This window comes from Moritella dasanensis ArB 0140 (genome assembly GCF_000276805.1).
GTDB lineage: Bacteria > Pseudomonadota > Gammaproteobacteria > Enterobacterales > Moritellaceae > Moritella > Moritella dasanensis.
The window spans coordinates 61,742-78,479 of record NZ_AKXQ01000016.1; the positions used below are offsets into that span (position 1 = coordinate 61,742).

The following is a 16,738-nucleotide window of genomic DNA, read 5'->3' on the forward strand; positions in this document are numbered from 1 at the left end:
GAACTATTTCAGTGTCGTACCTATTACTTTTCCTGCGCCGTGAACTGCCCTAGAGCAATACCGACATTACTGTATAAAGTTAATGTTTTATCAATCACTTTATAATTATCAGCTTCTGATAATGCAGTTAAAAATTGCGTTTCCAAGTTCATTTGTTGAAAGCACATTTTCTTTGTTGTTAACAATTGCGTCAGATTAACGTTACTCGCGAATACATCATAACGACCGTTAAAACGGTTACAGCCAGCAAAACCAATCACTTTGTTATCATCTTGGGTAAATGTAAGGTAAGGCTGTTGCTGTGTTACATCCGCAGTGATCGCTTGCGTGCCTAACATCGACAATTGCCACTGCGTATCAACTAAACTCGCGAGTCCGTCATCTTTTATTGCGGAGCTTACTTGTGACACTAAAATTTCAGTTGGGTTCAGCCCCTGATTAACAAATGCATCGACCTGCTCTGCATTGGTAAACAATAATTGACCATCAAGCGTGATCTGCGCCCGTAAGGCATAACGATGTTGCGGTTTAATGTCTGCAGCGTTATAGCTTAAATTCAATTGATACGGGGGGCCACCCTCTGCAGTAATGGTTTGTCTCGCTACCACCTCTGCTGCTACATCCATTTTAGAAACGTCTTCTAAAATGACGCTAACCTGCGCACCTGGCGGCAAAGCAATACGCTGTAAATAAAACACGTTCGCAGTCATCGTCTGTTGCTGGATAGTAACCGCTTGATCAGCCTTCGTCGTTTGCTCGCCTGTCGCAACACAACCACCTAAACTCATTAATAAACCCGTGATAACAGCCGCCGTTAAGGCCGTTTTACGATTTAGTCGATGTTTATTTTTTTGCATGTAAATAGCTACCTTTAAAGAATATTTTGCACTGAATTACTTGAATCCAGTATCACCCTGTCGAGGTTAGAGCTAACCGCATCAATTAGCAAATGATAAAACACTTCGCTATATAAAAGTAATGGCATTAATGCAGGTTAACAACGATAGCGGGTTGCTTGAATACGCATTTAAAATAGCGATAGGCTAGGTAACCGTTAAAAACCAGAGACGGCATAATACACAATATAATAAACCATACAATAGCACTAATTATTATTAATGAATTATCATTCGGGAGAAGCGAGATTATTTCAGCATAATACTCGGTCAGATCAAATTAAGCCTCTGCAGTACAAAGGCTTAATTTACAAAGAGGACTTAAGGTGTAGCAACATTCGCAGGACTAGATTTTGTCGTAGTCGGCTTCGTCATGGGCTTTGTGATCGCAGTGGTCGTTGGAGTAGTGGTAGTACCTGCAGCAGAAGATGCTGGCGTAGGTTCTACACTGTTATCGACCGCTACTGGCGGCTGTGGAATAGCTTTAACCATTAACTCAAATAACTGCCCCGACAATTTATTCAGCTCAGGTAAATCGAGTGTCGCTGAATATAACGGTTTACCATCATTTTCAATTCTCGCTCTAACCACATACTGACCATTATTATCAAATGCTGCCGGATCGTACTGCAGAGAAATATTATAAGGGGGTGGTTTCGTCGCAGCAATAGTTTTCTGCCCCAGCATTGAACGACTAATATCCGTCTGAGACACATCTTCAAGTGTCACGGTTATCGTTGACGATGCAGGTAAACCCTTACGTTCTAAATAAATAACCCGCACTTCTAAATTCTTCTTCTTCGGTGGCGCTACTACCGTATTAACCTGATCTTCAAACACCACGCCCCATACTGGAATATCTTTAATCTGCATAGGTGTTACTTTTAACGGATTTTGCTCAAGCAAGGTAAAATTAGCCGTTTTACCAACAGCGATAGAGCCAATTTTATCTTCCAGTCTTAAAGTGTGAGCGGCATTAATAGTAATGGCTTGCATCGCTTGATAAGCAGTAATACGTTCACCTTGTGAAACCTTGTTGCCTGCCGATGTGATGCGATTAACAGCCGTCCACGCTAACGTTAACGGTTCCATGGGGGCCATAGAAAAGTCAGAATGAAATGACACCGGAATATTGTTTTTCATTAGACTATTCACACGTACTAAACTCTCTGCACGTTCATTACCTAATCCAACTTCCGAGTATTTATCCGCTAACGCCCATAAATAATAAGGATTTACCGATGCTTCAATGTCTAAGTCAGCTAATTGCTTGACCTGCTCTGGAGTAAAGTAACCCATGTGGTGCAATGTCAGACGATGATCTTCACGCGCAAGTCGAGCTTGATCGGCTTTGTTGAAGTCCAGCACTTGTTGGATACCGAGATCGCCATTCGCATGTACATGGATCTGATAGCCATTGTCCCAATAGAAACTTAACTGCTGCTGGAATACATCCAACGGCGTCATCCACTCCCCTTCATGACCATCAAGATAGCCGTCTTTCATCTGCATTAGCTGAGAATAGATCGCGCCATCGGAAAACAGTTTAACCTGCTTAGGTAAAAACTTAATGTTATCGGTATTGTATTCACTCTCTAAGGTTTCAATGAAATCTAACGCTTTCTGATTACTCTGACCCTTGGCATTATATAAATAAGTACCGCTTGGAATTAAAAATACGTCGTAAGGCGGCTTTTGATCCATTTCAGATTTTAATAACTGATATTCCAAATCAAAGTTGGAGCTTGGAAAACCAGGTTCGGCTATGGTCGTAATACCATTTTTAAGCACCAGTTGTGACATGATCTTCAACCCGAGCTTATAACTTTCAGGGTTAATTAAATCTGCTGCTATTTTAGGGACTAATGCTAACCAACCACCTTCATAAAAATGGCCTTTATCCCAATCGACTTGGGGATTGTCAGCAAAATCGGCTTTTTTAAGACCAAACTTTTTGATCGCAGCATCATTTAAAAATACTTCATGGAAAGAACGGTGAATGATAGCAACGGGTTTGTCTGGTGACAGTTCGTTTAGTACTTGGCGAGTTAACGTACCATGCCAAAGTTGATGGTAACCCCAAACAAAGAACACCTTGTCCTTGTCAGCGTTAGCATCAATCGATTGCTTTAAACGTTCAAGATAAGCAAAATGACCCGATACACCTTTTTTGACTTCGTTCGGTAATACCCAATCATAAGGCGCAATGATTTCGTTTGGCAACATAATGGCCGCAATAGAAGGATGTACGTGCGGTTCGATAAAGCCCGGCAACATGGTTTTACCGCTAATATTAATCAGTTTAGTATTATCGCCACTGAGGTTCATCGCGTCGATTTTGGACCCAACAAAGATGATCTTCTTATCTTTGGTGACGACAGCTTCAATATAACTTGGCTGTGCACTTGCCATCGTCAAAATATCACCACCAAAATAAATGGCATCGGCAATCACAGACTGGGCTTTAACGGGTAAAGGTACTTCAATTGTTTTTTGTGAAGGGGTCTCATCGACGACTTTTGTGTCGCCTATTATTGTGGTGTCGTTATCTTTTGATGGAGTGGCAGTCGTCAGCTCATTAGGGACTGTATTCGTCTCGGCCTTTACCGTCGCCGTTGCATTAACTTGTAGGCTAAACAGCAGAACGCATAATAGGGTTGCTTGCATAACCCATTGCACAAAAACAGAAAACGATTGAATAGGGCTAGTTAAGCCTTGAGTTGACATTACGTCACTCCCTTTATAACGCAGTGTAAGTTGGCACAAAATAACATATCAGTCACTATAAAACCATAAGTTCACCGTCAGAGAAGGACTGTTAACTCGCTGCTTTTACTAATTGATGTTCACTTTGCGCGACAAACTTAGCGATTTCCGCGTACGCCTCATCGGCCTCTTCCAAATCAAATAAATGCCAGACATGGAGCATATTAGACCATGTTTGTAAACGTACATCAGAACCTTCCGCGCGTGCTTTATTGGTATAACGACGCGAATCATCAACCATCATTTCGGTATCGCTGGCTTGGATCAAAATAGGCGGTAAATCAGCTAGGTTAGCAAAAATGGGGGATATTTGCGGGTTGCTCGGATTCATACGAAATAATATAGCGACCCAGATTAACAATACAAACTGTGGAAAGTGATGGAACTTGCCCATGAACGGATTTAATAAAAAGTCAGTTTTGGCGTTATAACTTAAGCTGCCGTAGCTGAAGGTACTATCAATACAGGGACATATTGCAATAGCCGCATCAACTTGACGGATATTTTGGTGTTTAAGCCAACCGATAAGAGACAGGGTTAAATTACCGCCCGCTGAATCACCAGCAACATAAATACGATGGCATTCCTGCTGCTGATAAGGATTGTGTTCTAATAACCATTGATACGCATGACGGCAATCTTGAATGCCCTGAGCACGGTTCCCATCAGGCATCATGTCGTAGTTGACCGCAAACACAACAACACCAAGTTCACGTGATAAACGCTCCGTGACCACGCGGTGACTTTTAGCACTGCCGACTGCAAACCCACCACCGTGAATATAAAGTAAGCGCTTATTTACATCACAGTTTTTTGTTAGCACCCACTCCCCCATCACGCTTTGCTCTTGAAGGTGGCTAGAGACAGGAATAATTTCACAATCTAATTCAACATCCCCTAAACGATCAATTTTTTGGCGTAATGCATAGAGATAATTACTCGGTTTAACAAAGCTAATTGGCTCTTTAATACTCTCGAGCAGTTCTAAGGCTTGCGGATATTTATACGACGGTGTAGGACGATAAAAAGTTGCACTAAAATCGGTGCTGTCATATTGACGAAGATCGTCGCCATACAGATTACGAATAAGCAGGAAAACAATGAACACGACAATAGCAACAATCAAAAACCACATATATTGATAACTCCCAGTATTTTGACAACTCGACATAAATCAATAACAGCATCGCCTGCGAAAAACAATGAGTGATTAACTAAACGTCATAACAATAACGACAGAACCTCAAAATCAAAATAACAATATCAAGCTCTGTCACAGAATAGCCACAACATGGCTCAGTCATCTAATTTAAAATAACTAAATCATCGATCTGTACATTTGCCGTAGGCTGTCTATCAATCGTAACGAGACTCGCTTGCTGATCGTAAAGCTTGGTGACTTCAACTTTGCTACTGCTATTGGTTTCTTTTTTGCGATTGATACCAAATTGATCGACATAATTACCAGTATGTTTAATCATAAATTGATCACCTAATTTTAGACCATTATTACGGCCAATATTAATGTTCACTTCATTACCATCAACAGCAATCACACGCGCTTCAACCAATTTACACTGCAAGCTAGCATCTAAATCGAATAACACATCGTCAATAATTAACTGTAACGATATACCAAACTCAGAGCGCCAGAATTTTAGCGTATCAGTATCTACAACTCGGTGTTTAGCAAATTCCCACTTGGTGACCTTACTATAATTACGGTCAAACAATAAATTACCGTTAAAACCATCAAACACTTGTACATTCAAACGAAAATTACGCTCAGGTAAATCACCAGCGAATATTTTTGCTATGCCATTCACCGCTGGTTTAAACGTAGACAAATCGGTAATCGACCCCAGAATAATATATTGGCTATCTGCAGACTTACTTATTTGTTTTACTTCATGTGACGTTAGATTTCCACGCAGCGGCAAAGAACTGCCGCTAAAACCAATGTTTTGGTTAATAAATTCACGAGCATCAAAAGTTTGACTATTTTTGCGTAAACTTTGGTATAACAAACGACTAAACGATTCATTGATATTATAAATACCACCGTAACTCGCTTGTTCACGATGACGGATATTAAAGCGTAATAACGACACTGATTTTTGATAACCCGCACTTAAACACTTATTACGGTCAGCCACAATATCCGTCACTATTTGGACTGTTATTTTATCGCCTTTAATCTTTTCACTGTTTAAACGAATATCCCTGACTTCACCATCCATACGCACTTGGAAGCGGTCTGAGAGTATTTTACCGCCATTAAAAGATTGCAAACTTGAAACCGAAGCACCTGCATACAATAACGCTTGCTTCAATGCATTACGAACCGCTAACTCACGCGCAATATCGACATCGTTGTCGACAATAATCGCTTCACCTTCAACCTCATACCACTCGGCATGTAAGGTGAACGAACAACAGACCAATAATAGTAATAGCAGTTTTCTCATTTTTTAATCGCATATGAATTCTGGAGATGTGTATTTTAAAAGCAACATTTGTACCAGATCAAATTTTTATAAATATAAAATCACATCTAGGTTAAATTAAGCCATAAAAGCGTTATCATGATAAAAAATTAAGCGGCAATGATAATTTGGCAAGTAATTTGCTTATGTTTATCCATTAAACACGCATATAACAAGACCTAACCCTTAAAGGTATGCCTTATTATCATCATGCATAATGTAAATTTAGGAACGATTATGAAGCGTTTTTTACTACCGTCATTAGCGGTTGTGTTGACTTCAGCATGTACTGTCATTGAAGAACCTGGTCACGTGTTATTAACTGGCGCCAATACTAAAGTACAGCCAGTGGTTATCAAACAGATTATTGTGCAGCCTGTTTATCAGCCCTATGGTCGAAATGCAAACATGGCACAAAGTGTGCTTACTAAAGAACAGTACAACAATATGTTTAGAAGTCCTTATACCTACCCTTACCGCCGCGACGTTTCAACCAGCAGTAAGTAACGGTTAATGACAAACAATTAAAGCACTTAAGGAAGTAATATGAAAAAGGCAGTCATAGCTATCAGCCTATTTACCCTACTCACTGGTTGCGCACTAAAGCAACCGGTAACCCCTGAAGCACCGAAAGAAACACCGCCGCATTCAACGTGGGACGGTAATTCTTATGAACCACAGTATCCAAAAAGCTTATTACCGAATCAACCGATAAACTATACCCAAGAATTAAGTTTCATCGTCCGTGGTTTAGCTGATCAGCTGATCGTCAATGATTTGTCGATCATTCCGAACAATGAACCAATTGCTGTCACTTCCTTTGTAAATCTTGACGATCTATCGACAACAAATTGGCTTGGTCAAACATTATCAGAATCGTTTATTCATGAATTGACTATCCGTCGAATTCCAGTGATTGATTATAAAACGACAGGCACGATTAGTGTTACTGGTCAGGGTGACTTTGTATTCACCCGAGATTGGAAAAAATTACGCGGTCAATTACCGGTTTCACGTATCCTTACCGGTACAATGTCACGCAACAGTGAAGGCGTTATTGTTAACATGCGGGTGATTAATATGGAGTCAGGCTTCGTTGAGTCAACCTCTCAAGGTATTATCCCTAATCATTTAGTGATTGGTGGTTCAAACAGCATGGGGCCATTAGAAGGCCGCGGCCGTTATATTTATCGTACAGGTTCAGCGCCTTCAGTTCGTATTACTAATTAAGGTTTTTCAATGAAATATTTGCGTTTACTTATACTTGTCACTCTGGTTAGTTTAACAGGCTGTTCACTGTTAGAAAAAGATACGGTTTACTCTATTAAAGAACCAAAATCATTCCCTGTACTTAAAGCCGTTGGCTATGCAGCTTTAAGTTCTCAGCCAGGTAATAGTGAAAGTGAACGTATGCTTAATGCAATGCGCGCATCTAAATTAGATGCTTATCGTGAATTAGCTGAGCAAGTCAGTGGGCAAGAGATTTACAGTGATAGCAATTATAAATCACGCTCACTGCAAGGTGAGTCAATCGAAGCATCGGTATCCGGTATTATCCGTGGTGCACGCGTCGTACAGACTTATCCTGTTAATGACGATGTCTACGCAACAGAGCTAGAACTCGATTTTAAACGTGTTTTTGAGCTATATGAAAATACCTCATCAATGCCAACGCGCGTGCAAAAGACCCGCTATTAAGTACTGATTATAAAAATAAGTTAAAAAATACCGCGTTAGCTTAAAATACTAACGCGGTATTTTTATTACCCCAGCATTAAATCCACTGAGTAAAACCCACCCCATAATAAAACCACCAGCGACGTTTGTGCTAGCTGGGCGTTTAACTGTTTGCCATCACGTTGATATATTGCCACACACAAGGCTAATTGCACCGGTAATAACAGCAGCATAACTAGTCCTTGATAGCTATCAACGAGTAATAATAACGACGGCAGTAGCACCGTCATACAATAAAGGTGCTTACTGGCTTTTACGCCTAAGCGCGTTGCTAAAGTAAATTTTTGGGCTCTGCGATCCGATGCCACATCGCGAATATTATTAACCAACATGATAGCCACAACTAAAAAGCCTATTTGACTCGCGGGAATAAACACATCAAACGTCAGTACTTGGGTTTGTAAATAATAACTGCCAACCACAGCCAACCAGCCAAAATAAAGGAAAACGGCAACTTCACCAAGACCATGTGACGCCAGCGGACGTGGCCCACCACTATAAACATACACACCAAGCAAAGATAACAGACCTAACACGACGTAAGCCAAACCACCAACATAGATAAGATAACAACCGCTGACAATGGCAACCAAGCACATAGCGATAATGCCAAGGCGTAAGTGCGCTGCGGATATCAGTCCTTTCTGTAATGCACGATCGGGCCCTAAGCGGTCATCGCCATCAACACCACTCTTACCATCGAAATAATCATTAGAAAGGTTCACGGCAATTTGTAATGCCATGCAGCAGACCATACACAATATGGCGATATAAAAACTGAAATTAGCTGGAGAGTCGAACCAGGCGAGCGTTTGCCCAAGTAAAATAACCGCCAATGCCACCAGCAGTGTTTTGGGACGTGTAACAAGAAACCAAGAAGATAATGTAGTCATAGCATTTAGCACTGCGGGGAATAGATAAAATGAGGATAAAATACCTATTTAATAATGTCCACTTTTATTCTCTGAATCACAAGATCCCTCCAACAGGAGTGACCTTGTGATTTTTATTCATATAAATTAATCAACATTCAGCGCAATAAATCAACGATATGCAACGAACAACATAAGTATCCTTGTTCACCAACCAGGTTTTTTAGCTCTGCTCTGCCAAGACCTGCTAGATCTTTTTCACAATATTGTCATAGGTTTCAAAGCGACGTTTAATTTTACGAATGTAATTAACCGGTTCTTGCCCACGCACATAACCATAACGGGCTTTTGCGGCATATTTAGATTTAGACAGCAGTAGCATGGCTTTTTCAACATGGCCAAACCAAACGTCATCGCGCCAGCCTTTTTGTTTCGCCAAACGCATGGCATCACGCACATGCCCTGCTCCGGCATTATAAGACGCCAGCGTAAACCAGATCAGCTGATCTTCTTGCACTTCATCTTTACGCATACGTTCACGTACCCAGTTCATATAAAGCACACCCGCTTTAATGCCTCGTTCAGGGACGTGTACATCTACAATACCAAGCTCTTTTGCGGTACGCGGCATTAACTGGAATAGACCTTTTGCCCCTGCCATCGACTTGGCTTGCGGATTAAAACGGCTTTCTTGATGCATCTGAGAAACCAGTAAGCGCCAATCAAAATCATGCTCACGGGCATATTTCTTCACAATGTCATCATAAGGCGAGAGTACACCGGAATCATTCTGCAGTACATAATCTTTATAATGGGTATCTAAGCGCTTTTGATTCTTAAAGTATTTATTGTAAATGACATTATAAAACAAGCCCCTGTAGTGTTTCTTAATAAAGGCATTGGATTTTGCTAAAAGCTTATCGTTACCCGACGCCACAGCCCAACTTTGTGATTTAGGTGCGCCTAACGCCATTAGCGATTGAATGTCATCACGGAAGGTCATTTCAATATCGACAATGTGACTATCTGCAATCGTCATTTCGTATTCTTTTTCACCCACCTTATCAAGGATAAGCTCGGTTTCTTGGCTTTCAGGTACACCCACTAAGTTAATACCAGCAACGGTTTTCTTTAACTCGACCGCGCTTTCCCAGTACGAACTCGACGGGCGGATATAAATATTACTGTTCGCCAGTTCAGCTTCAGAGGTAATTTCAGCTCGATCTTTATGGGCAATAACTAATTCAGAGGCATAATGGTAAGGTCGCGAGAAGGCAATGCCTTTATTGCGTCGCTGTGCAGTTGGGGTTAAAAAACCCAGTGCAATATCGGCTTTATCTTCAAGCAGGTAATCAAGTAAAGCGACATTATTTGGCGCAACAATAATTTCATAACGTAATTTGTGCTCTTTAGCAAAGCGCTTTGCTAACTCATAGTGAAAGCCGAGCAGTTCTCCACGCCAAATATAATAAGAAGAAAGATTATTACGTAACACAAAACGAACGGTTTTAGTCGCTTGGATCTTTTGCCATTGGCTTTGGTATTTATGCTTTTTTTTCGGTTTTTGTTTAGCAATTAAATTCTGTGTTTTTAGAAATTGATTCAATTCTGTTAACAAGGTCTTATTGCTCGGTGCCACACCCCAAGCAAGCTGACGCGTTGCGCTGGCTTGCAAGCTCATCTTAATATCATCACGGTAAGTACTTGCTGAACGAATTAAATTCTCATCTTGAATACTAATATCGTATTCGCCACTGGCCAGCTTATCGTATAAAACTTCATGGCTAATGGCGCTATCGACTAAACGAATTTTCAGCTTGGGATAGACCTTTTGTAACCCTAATGCCGTTGATTCATAGCTTTTGCCCTTCTGAATCACTATTTCACGACCGTTTAAGTCTTTACCCGATTTTAAACTTTTGCTTTGACTGCCCATCACCAAGTATTCTTTCGTCAACAAGAAAGGTTCGCTAAAATTCACCCGTTTTGCGCGTTCACGCGTGTTCGTTAAATTAGCGGCAATCACATCACCTTCACCAGCGAGCAGCATGGGAATAAGATCTGCGAACTTGGCCACACGGATATTGTCAATTTCCAGTTTTTTTTCATCAGCAAATTGTTGCAGGTAATCTAATTCAATATCTTGAGGATGGCCTCGACGCGGGAAAATAATTTCGCCACCAGCCCACGTTAATACACGTAATGTCTTTGGAGTAGGATCCGCAGTAGCTAAAATAGCGACGGGAGCAATAGCTTGATTTGAAAACACTAGATTAGTCGCAGGCTTCGAACTGCTAACCGAATTTAACGGTGAAAATCCGATAAATGTACCTAGAATAAATATAACGAGCAGCGCGAAATATATTTTCTTTGCAGTCTTACTGACTAGAATTTTATACATTACATTCCTTTATAATGTTTATAGGACAACTCGAGTATTTTACGGCTATCAGATTATGTTACTATCGATATCCTTTAATACACACTCTCTATAGGACTCTCTTTTATGCTTATCTCTTTTTTTGTTGGCGTTACTTTGGTTGTTTACATTAAACAAAAAGCACTCACACCACATTCACACGACACCATAGTGGTATTAATTACCGATGGTTATAAATCACTATTCGATGATATTAAAAAAATAATGAAATAACTATACAGTAATAGCGGAATCGTCAACAGTATCTTATTTTAGTTAAACAAAGTTTACTTAATCGACAAAAAAACCAAGTAAAAGACAGAATAAAGTGGTTATAACTAAGAATTTTATAATCCAAGGCATGAATGGCTTTACTTTTGTCATGTGACCGATAAACTGACGCCTCTTAACGGTGCTAACTGACGCTGAATAGGCAACAGATTATGCTCCATATTACGATACAGAAAGCAGAGGACGTCGATTTTGAGTAATACTGAATCATTAGATACCCCCACTTTAGGCCAGAAACTATGGTTTAACTTACCCCTTTGGCAGAAAATTGTGATCGGTATGATCCTCGGTATTACCGTGGGTATTATCTTCGGTGAAGATGCTGTGATCCTTAAACCAATTGGGTCGTTATTTGTTAACACCATTAAGATGTTGATTGTGCCACTGGTTTTCTGTTCAATCATTGTTGGTATCACGTCAATGCAAGATACCAGCAAAATGGGCCGTATTGGTTTTAAAGCGGTGATTTTCTATTTACTTTCTACCGCAGTTGCTATCAGCATTGGCCTTGCCCTAGGTAATATTCTGCAACCAGGTGCCGGTTTAGACCTTGTCGCTCAGCAAGCTGAAACAGCAAAAGCGACCCCTTCATTGGCTGACACATTAGTTGCGTTAGTACCAACGAACCCTATCGGCGCATTAGCGCAAGGCCACATACTACAAATCATCGTATTTGCAGTCGCGCTTGGCGTATCGCTGACACTGATTGGCGAAAAAGGCAAACCAGCGGTTGCGGTATTCGAAAGCCTTGCTGAAGCCATGTACAAACTGACCGACCTAGTAATGAAACTAGCACCTTACGGTGTATTTGCATTAATGGCATGGGTTGCCGGTAAGTACGGTTTAACCTTATTACTGCCATTAATGAAAGTGATTGGTGCGGTTTACCTTGGTAGTATTTTACATGTACTTGGTGTGTACAGCGCGCTAATTCTATTTATTGCTAAGCTGAGTCCAGTACAGTATTTCCGCGGTATTGTTGATGCTCAAGTAGTGGCGTTCACCACGACATCAAGCGCGGGTACGTTACCTGTATCAATGAAATGCGCACGTGAAAAACTAGGTGTATCAAAAGGCGTATCAAGCTTTGTATTGCCACTTGGTACAACCATCAACATGGATGGTACTGCACTTTACCAGGGTGTAACCACACTCTTCGTTGCGCAAGCATTTGGTATTGATTTAGGCATGCCTGAATACATCACCATTATCTTAACAGCGACACTCGCATCAATTGGTACCGCAGGCGTCCCAGGCGCAGGTCTTATCATGTTAACGTTAGTACTTACTACTGTAGGCTTACCTGTTGAAGGTGTGGCACTGATTGCTGGTATCGACCGTATTCTTGATATGGCACGTACCACGGTTAATATTTCCGGTGACATTGCTGCATCAGTGATCATTGCTAAATCAGAAAATGAATTAGATACCAGTATTTATAACGCGAAATAGTTATAACGCGAAATAGCTATAAATCGTTGTAAGCGATACATAAAACCGTACAAATAAAAAGCCACTGGTGAAGTCCAATAAGAAGGACATAACGTCAGTGGCTTTTTTCGTTTTAAGCTTTATTTATACAAGCTCTTATACAAACTCTATTTATATAAATTCAGCTTACATAAACGCTAATTTAGCGATAAACACAGCCGTTAATACCCAGATACTAATTGAGACTTCACTGGCTTTACCTGAACCTACTTTTAAGAACGTATAAGCAATGAAACCCAGTGCAATGCCGTTGGCGATCGAGAAGGTAAATGCCATCATGATTGCTGTAATACAAGCAGGTACATAATCCGTGAACTCATCCCAGTTAACTTTGCTTAAACCACTCATCATTAAGAATGATACAAAGATAAGTGCACCAGCGGTTGCATAACTCGGAATAATTAACGCGATATCAGTAAAGAACGTCGCCGCTAAAAATAGCACACCAACAGTCACAGCCGTTAAACCAGTTCGGCCACCTGCAGCCACGCCAGATGCACTTTCAACATACGATGTTACTGGTGGACAACCCACACATGCACCTAATACACTGGATACCGAATCGGCTTTTAATGATTTTTTCAGGTTTTGAATTTCACCTTTTTCATTAATCAGATTGGCTTTATCTGCAACGCCCATTAAGGTGCCTGCCGTATCGAACATATTCACAAATAAGAACGAAATAATGACACTGACCATACCAACGTTAAATAGCCCTTCAGCACTGTAAAATAAGTGTTGGAAGTCCATTGCCATGAATAATGGGGCAATACTTGGTGGCATAGACACAATTGACGCTGGCGCAGAAACAAGACCCAGCGGAATACCAGCAAGTGTTGTCACTAACATACCGATGAGTACCGCACCAAATAGGTTACGGCGGAATAACGAACCAATAATCAAAAAGGTTAACGCAGCCAGTATTACAGTCGGTTCTTTAAAATTACCTAACGTCGTTAGCGTTGGTTCAAAAGAAACCACGATACCGGCATTTTTGAAACCAATAATACCTAAGAATAGACCGACACCCGCCGTCATCGCATAGCGTAAACTCTGCGGTATACTGTCGAGTATCCATTCGCGGATCTTATAAAAGCTCATCAAGGCAAAGAGTACACCCGATACAAATACCGCTGCCATCGCAACCTGCCAGGTATAACCCATGTCAAAGACAACCGTATAAGTAAAGAAAGCATTAAGTCCCATACCCGGTGCAAGACCGACAGGCCAGTTGGCGTATAGCCCCATCAGCATACAACCAATTGCAGCACCAATACAGGTAGCAACAACCAGCGCGTCTTTGTCCATGCCAGTCTTAGACATAATATCGGGGTTTACAAAAATAATGTAAGCCATAGTGACGAAAGTAGTTAAACCAGCCATCAGCTCAGTTTTAACCGTTGTACCATGTTCAGAGAGTTTAAATAACCGCTCTAAAATACCACCCTTAGATGATCCTTGTAACTCAGATCCTTGCTCTGCCTTATCCATCATACTTTCCTTGTTATTTTTGGTTTGACCAATTGTATTTTTATACGACTTATACCTATTTATTTTTAAAGATGAGATCCCAAATAAATAGACTAACTCCCACGATAAGTAGAATAGCTAAATGGTGATACCAGTAACGGCACGTGATAATGCGCTTGGGTATCACTAATACCAAAGCGGATCACAATATCATCCAAAAATGCTGTTTCTGGTATTACTGTTCCACGCGCCCGAAAATAATCTGCTGTATCAAACTGTAACTGATACTTACCAACACGTAGTTCTTCACTTGTTAATAGTTGCGCATCGGTACGACCGTCGCTATTCGTTACTGCAGAAGTAACTAATTCTAATTGATCTGCTTCCACTCGATATAACTTAATACTGATACCTGCACCGGGTACGCCATTGGCTGTATCAAGTACATGTGTACTGAGTCCACTCATAATAAAAAATACCTTACTGTCAGATTAAATATTGCGGTTTAAAAATCGTCTAAGCTTAAGATTGAACACATAGATCGATACAATATGTTAAATTTATGTTTCATATAATTACAGAAAAAGGCTGTAAAGTTAAATTATTAATCCACTTTTTGCTTTCAAAACACAAAAAAAGACTGAAAACATCTCAGATATACCTCTTACTGAGAGGTTAAATTGATAATAATCTAATAAAAACCCGTAATTGAGATGGAAATACAAGTATTACAAAGTTGTTACATAAATATATGGATTTTGTACACAATAATTGCAATAATTGTTCAACAACATGATTACTTATTAATAACTAAGTGGGTAATTGTAGAACATATGTATAACAAGGAGTCATGATGACTGTTGCCTATCCGCGAGATCTAATTGGTTACGGCCAAGATGTACCAAATGCTAACTGGCCAAACAAAGCACGCTTGGCAATCTCATTTGTACTTAATTACGAAGAAGGCGGCGAACGTTGTGTGCTACATGGCGACAACGAATCAGAAGCCTTTTTATCGGAAATGCCAGGTGCTGTACCACTACAAGGTGTGCGTAACCTCAGTATGGAATCTTGTTATGAATACGGCAGTCGTGCTGGAGTATGGCGTTTACTTAAATTGTTCGCTGATTATCAAATACCATTAACCGTATTCGCTGTCGCAATGGCACTAGAAAGACACCCTGATGTCGCCAAAGCATTTGTCGCCGCAGACCACGAGATCTGCAGTCATGGCTATCGCTGGCTTGATTATCAATACACTGATGAAGCCGAAGAGCGCGAGCACTTATATAAAGCAATCGACATCATCAAAGCATTAACAGGTAAACGTCCAACAGGTTGGTATACCGGCCGTTTGGGTCCTAATACCCGTCGTTTAGTCGCAGAAGAAGGTGGTTTTTTGTATGACTCAGATGCTTATGACGATGATCTGCCGTATTGGGTTAAAGCCAACAATCAACCGCACTTAGTGATTCCATATACCTTAGATGTGAACGATATGCGCTTTGCTACCCCGCAAGGTTTTAACAGTGGTGAGCAGTTCTTTCAATACTTAAAAGACAGCTTCGATACCCTGTATGCCGAAGGTGCGGAATCACCAAAAATGATGTCTGTCGGTTTACATTGCCGCTTAGTCGGCCGTCCGGGACGTATCGCTTCACTCAAACGCTTTTTAGACTACGTAAAACAGCATGATGATGTGTGGTTATGCACACGTGAACAAATCGCCAATCACTGGATTGAACATCATCCATACCAGGGATCTTAACATGACACATTTTACTACTTGCACTCCAAGCCAATTAACGCAAGCCGACTTTGTCGCCATTTTTGCGGATATTTATGAGCACAGCCCTTGGGTTGCAGAACAGGCTTATCTGCAATACCAAGCGCAAAAAGTGCATGGCAATATCGATGACATTACTTCACTACAGCAATGCATGGCAGGTATTTTACTTGCTGCTAACCATGAACAACAGTTGGCATTAATCAATGCCCATCCCGATTTAGCTGGCCGCGCAGCCGTAAACGGAGAGCTAACTGCAGCGTCAACATCAGAGCAAGCTGGCGCAGGTATCGATCAATGTACGACCGAAGAATTTAACAATTTCACGCAACTCAATGATGCTTATAAAGCGAAATTCAATTTTCCATTTATCAAAGCCGTGCGTGGCGCCAACCGTTTTTTAATCTTAGCTGATTTTAAACGTCGTATACAAAATGATGCCGACACCGAATTCAAACAAGCATTATCAGAAATAAACAAAATAGCCGCATTTCGCTTAAACGATTTATAACAAGGACGACAAC

15 protein-coding genes are annotated in these 16,738 nt (G+C 40.7%); 7 read left to right on the forward strand and 8 right to left on the reverse strand.

What is annotated here, in order from left to right:
• Positions 1–23 precede the first annotated feature (23 nt).
• From A923_RS0114165 to A923_RS0114180, 4 genes are all read right to left on the reverse strand, one after another.
• A complete protein-coding gene (locus A923_RS0114165; protein ID WP_017222336.1) occupies positions 24–857 on the reverse strand; it encodes a YbaY family lipoprotein in 834 nt (277 codons plus the stop codon).
• A 360-nt stretch (positions 858–1,217) separates the two neighbouring features.
• Positions 1,218–3,623, reverse strand: a complete 2,406-nt coding sequence (locus A923_RS0114170) for an amidohydrolase family protein (RefSeq protein ID WP_017222337.1) — start codon at positions 3,621–3,623, stop codon at positions 1,218–1,220.
• Between the two features lie 91 nt (positions 3,624–3,714).
• Positions 3,715–4,797: an alpha/beta hydrolase gene (locus A923_RS0114175; protein WP_017222338.1), complete on the reverse strand. Its 1,083-nt coding sequence runs from the start codon at positions 4,795–4,797 to the stop codon at positions 3,715–3,717.
• Between the two features lie 169 nt (positions 4,798–4,966).
• Positions 4,967–6,130 (reverse strand): flagella assembly protein FlgT, encoded by a 1,164-nt coding sequence (locus A923_RS0114180; RefSeq protein ID WP_017222339.1) that lies wholly within the window; start codon positions 6,128–6,130, stop codon positions 4,967–4,969.
• A 255-nt stretch (positions 6,131–6,385) separates the two neighbouring features.
• Between A923_RS0114180 and A923_RS0114185 the strand changes: the two genes are divergently transcribed.
• Genes A923_RS0114185 through A923_RS0114195 form a run of 3 tightly spaced genes read left to right on the forward strand, consistent with a single transcriptional unit; the run spans position 6,386 to position 7,846 of the window.
• On the forward strand, positions 6,386–6,655 hold the full coding sequence (locus A923_RS0114185; protein ID WP_017222340.1) for a hypothetical protein: 270 nt from the start codon (positions 6,386–6,388) through the stop codon (positions 6,653–6,655).
• Positions 6,656–6,694: 39 nt separating this feature from the next.
• Positions 6,695–7,378: a FlgO family outer membrane protein gene (locus tag A923_RS0114190; RefSeq protein WP_017222341.1), complete on the forward strand. Its 684-nt coding sequence runs from the start codon at positions 6,695–6,697 to the stop codon at positions 7,376–7,378.
• 9 nt (positions 7,379–7,387) lie between these two features.
• The gene (locus tag A923_RS0114195) at positions 7,388–7,846 is read left to right on the forward strand and encodes an LPP20 family lipoprotein (RefSeq protein WP_017222342.1); all 459 of its coding nucleotides are present in this window, start codon (positions 7,388–7,390) and stop codon (positions 7,844–7,846) included.
• A 65-nt stretch (positions 7,847–7,911) separates the two neighbouring features.
• Here A923_RS0114195 and menA read toward each other — a convergent pair whose 3' ends face one another.
• Together menA and A923_RS0114205 are read right to left on the reverse strand one after the other, a co-directional pair.
• Positions 7,912–8,778 (reverse strand): 1,4-dihydroxy-2-naphthoate octaprenyltransferase, encoded by an 867-nt coding sequence (gene menA, locus A923_RS0114200; RefSeq protein WP_017222343.1) that lies wholly within the window; start codon positions 8,776–8,778, stop codon positions 7,912–7,914.
• A gap of 226 nt (positions 8,779–9,004) precedes the next feature.
• On the reverse strand, positions 9,005–11,158 hold the full coding sequence (locus A923_RS0114205) for an MltF family protein (protein WP_017222344.1): 2,154 nt from the start codon (positions 11,156–11,158) through the stop codon (positions 9,005–9,007).
• A 105-nt stretch (positions 11,159–11,263) separates the two neighbouring features.
• On the opposite strand from A923_RS0114205, the gene A923_RS23115 reads away from it, so the two are divergent.
• Both A923_RS23115 and A923_RS0114215 read left to right on the forward strand, forming a co-directional pair.
• Positions 11,264–11,410 (forward strand): hypothetical protein, encoded by a 147-nt coding sequence (locus tag A923_RS23115; protein WP_017222345.1) that lies wholly within the window; start codon positions 11,264–11,266, stop codon positions 11,408–11,410.
• Positions 11,411–11,659: 249 nt separating this feature from the next.
• Positions 11,660–12,919 (forward strand): dicarboxylate/amino acid:cation symporter, encoded by a 1,260-nt coding sequence (locus A923_RS0114215; protein WP_017222346.1) that lies wholly within the window; start codon positions 11,660–11,662, stop codon positions 12,917–12,919.
• A 165-nt stretch (positions 12,920–13,084) separates the two neighbouring features.
• Here A923_RS0114215 and A923_RS0114220 read toward each other — a convergent pair whose 3' ends face one another.
• Both A923_RS0114220 and uraH read right to left on the reverse strand, forming a co-directional pair.
• Complete coding sequence (locus A923_RS0114220) at positions 13,085–14,449, reverse strand: NCS2 family permease (RefSeq protein WP_017222347.1); 1,365 nt, start codon at positions 14,447–14,449, stop codon at positions 13,085–13,087.
• A gap of 92 nt (positions 14,450–14,541) precedes the next feature.
• Positions 14,542–14,895: a hydroxyisourate hydrolase gene (uraH, locus tag A923_RS0114225; protein WP_017222348.1), complete on the reverse strand. Its 354-nt coding sequence runs from the start codon at positions 14,893–14,895 to the stop codon at positions 14,542–14,544.
• 386 nt (positions 14,896–15,281) lie between these two features.
• Between uraH and puuE the strand changes: the two genes are divergently transcribed.
• Both puuE and uraD read left to right on the forward strand, forming a co-directional pair.
• Positions 15,282–16,196: an allantoinase PuuE gene (gene puuE, locus A923_RS0114230; RefSeq protein ID WP_017222349.1), complete on the forward strand. Its 915-nt coding sequence runs from the start codon at positions 15,282–15,284 to the stop codon at positions 16,194–16,196.
• Between the two features lies 1 nt (position 16,197).
• On the forward strand, positions 16,198–16,725 hold the full coding sequence (gene uraD / locus A923_RS0114235) for a 2-oxo-4-hydroxy-4-carboxy-5-ureidoimidazoline decarboxylase (RefSeq protein ID WP_017222350.1): 528 nt from the start codon (positions 16,198–16,200) through the stop codon (positions 16,723–16,725).
• Positions 16,726–16,738: the final 13 nt, after the last annotated feature.

Coding starts and splice junctions, on each gene's coding strand:
- A923_RS0114165 (WP_017222336.1), bottom strand. CDS start 857: ATGCAAAAAAATAAACATCGACTAAATCGTAAAACGGCCTTAACGGCG.
- A923_RS0114170 (WP_017222337.1), bottom strand. CDS start 3,623: ATGTCAACTCAAGGCTTAACTAGCCCTATTCAATCGTTTTCTGTTTTT.
- A923_RS0114175 (WP_017222338.1), bottom strand. CDS start 4,797: ATGTGGTTTTTGATTGTTGCTATTGTCGTGTTCATTGTTTTCCTGCTT.
- A923_RS0114180 (WP_017222339.1), bottom strand. CDS start 6,130: ATGAGAAAACTGCTATTACTATTATTGGTCTGTTGTTCGTTCACCTTA.
- A923_RS0114185 (WP_017222340.1), top strand. CDS start 6,386: ATGAAGCGTTTTTTACTACCGTCATTAGCGGTTGTGTTGACTTCAGCA.
- A923_RS0114190 (WP_017222341.1), top strand. CDS start 6,695: ATGAAAAAGGCAGTCATAGCTATCAGCCTATTTACCCTACTCACTGGT.
- A923_RS0114195 (WP_017222342.1), top strand. CDS start 7,388: ATGAAATATTTGCGTTTACTTATACTTGTCACTCTGGTTAGTTTAACA.
- menA (WP_017222343.1), bottom strand. CDS start 8,778: ATGACTACATTATCTTCTTGGTTTCTTGTTACACGTCCCAAAACACTG.
- A923_RS0114205 (WP_017222344.1), bottom strand. CDS start 11,158: ATGTATAAAATTCTAGTCAGTAAGACTGCAAAGAAAATATATTTCGCG.
- A923_RS23115 (WP_017222345.1), top strand. CDS start 11,264: ATGCTTATCTCTTTTTTTGTTGGCGTTACTTTGGTTGTTTACATTAAA.
- A923_RS0114220 (WP_017222347.1), bottom strand. CDS start 14,449: ATGGATAAGGCAGAGCAAGGATCTGAGTTACAAGGATCATCTAAGGGT.
- uraH (WP_017222348.1), bottom strand. CDS start 14,895: ATGAGTGGACTCAGTACACATGTACTTGATACAGCCAATGGCGTACCC.
- puuE (WP_017222349.1), top strand. CDS start 15,282: ATGACTGTTGCCTATCCGCGAGATCTAATTGGTTACGGCCAAGATGTA.
- uraD (WP_017222350.1), top strand. CDS start 16,198: ATGACACATTTTACTACTTGCACTCCAAGCCAATTAACGCAAGCCGAC.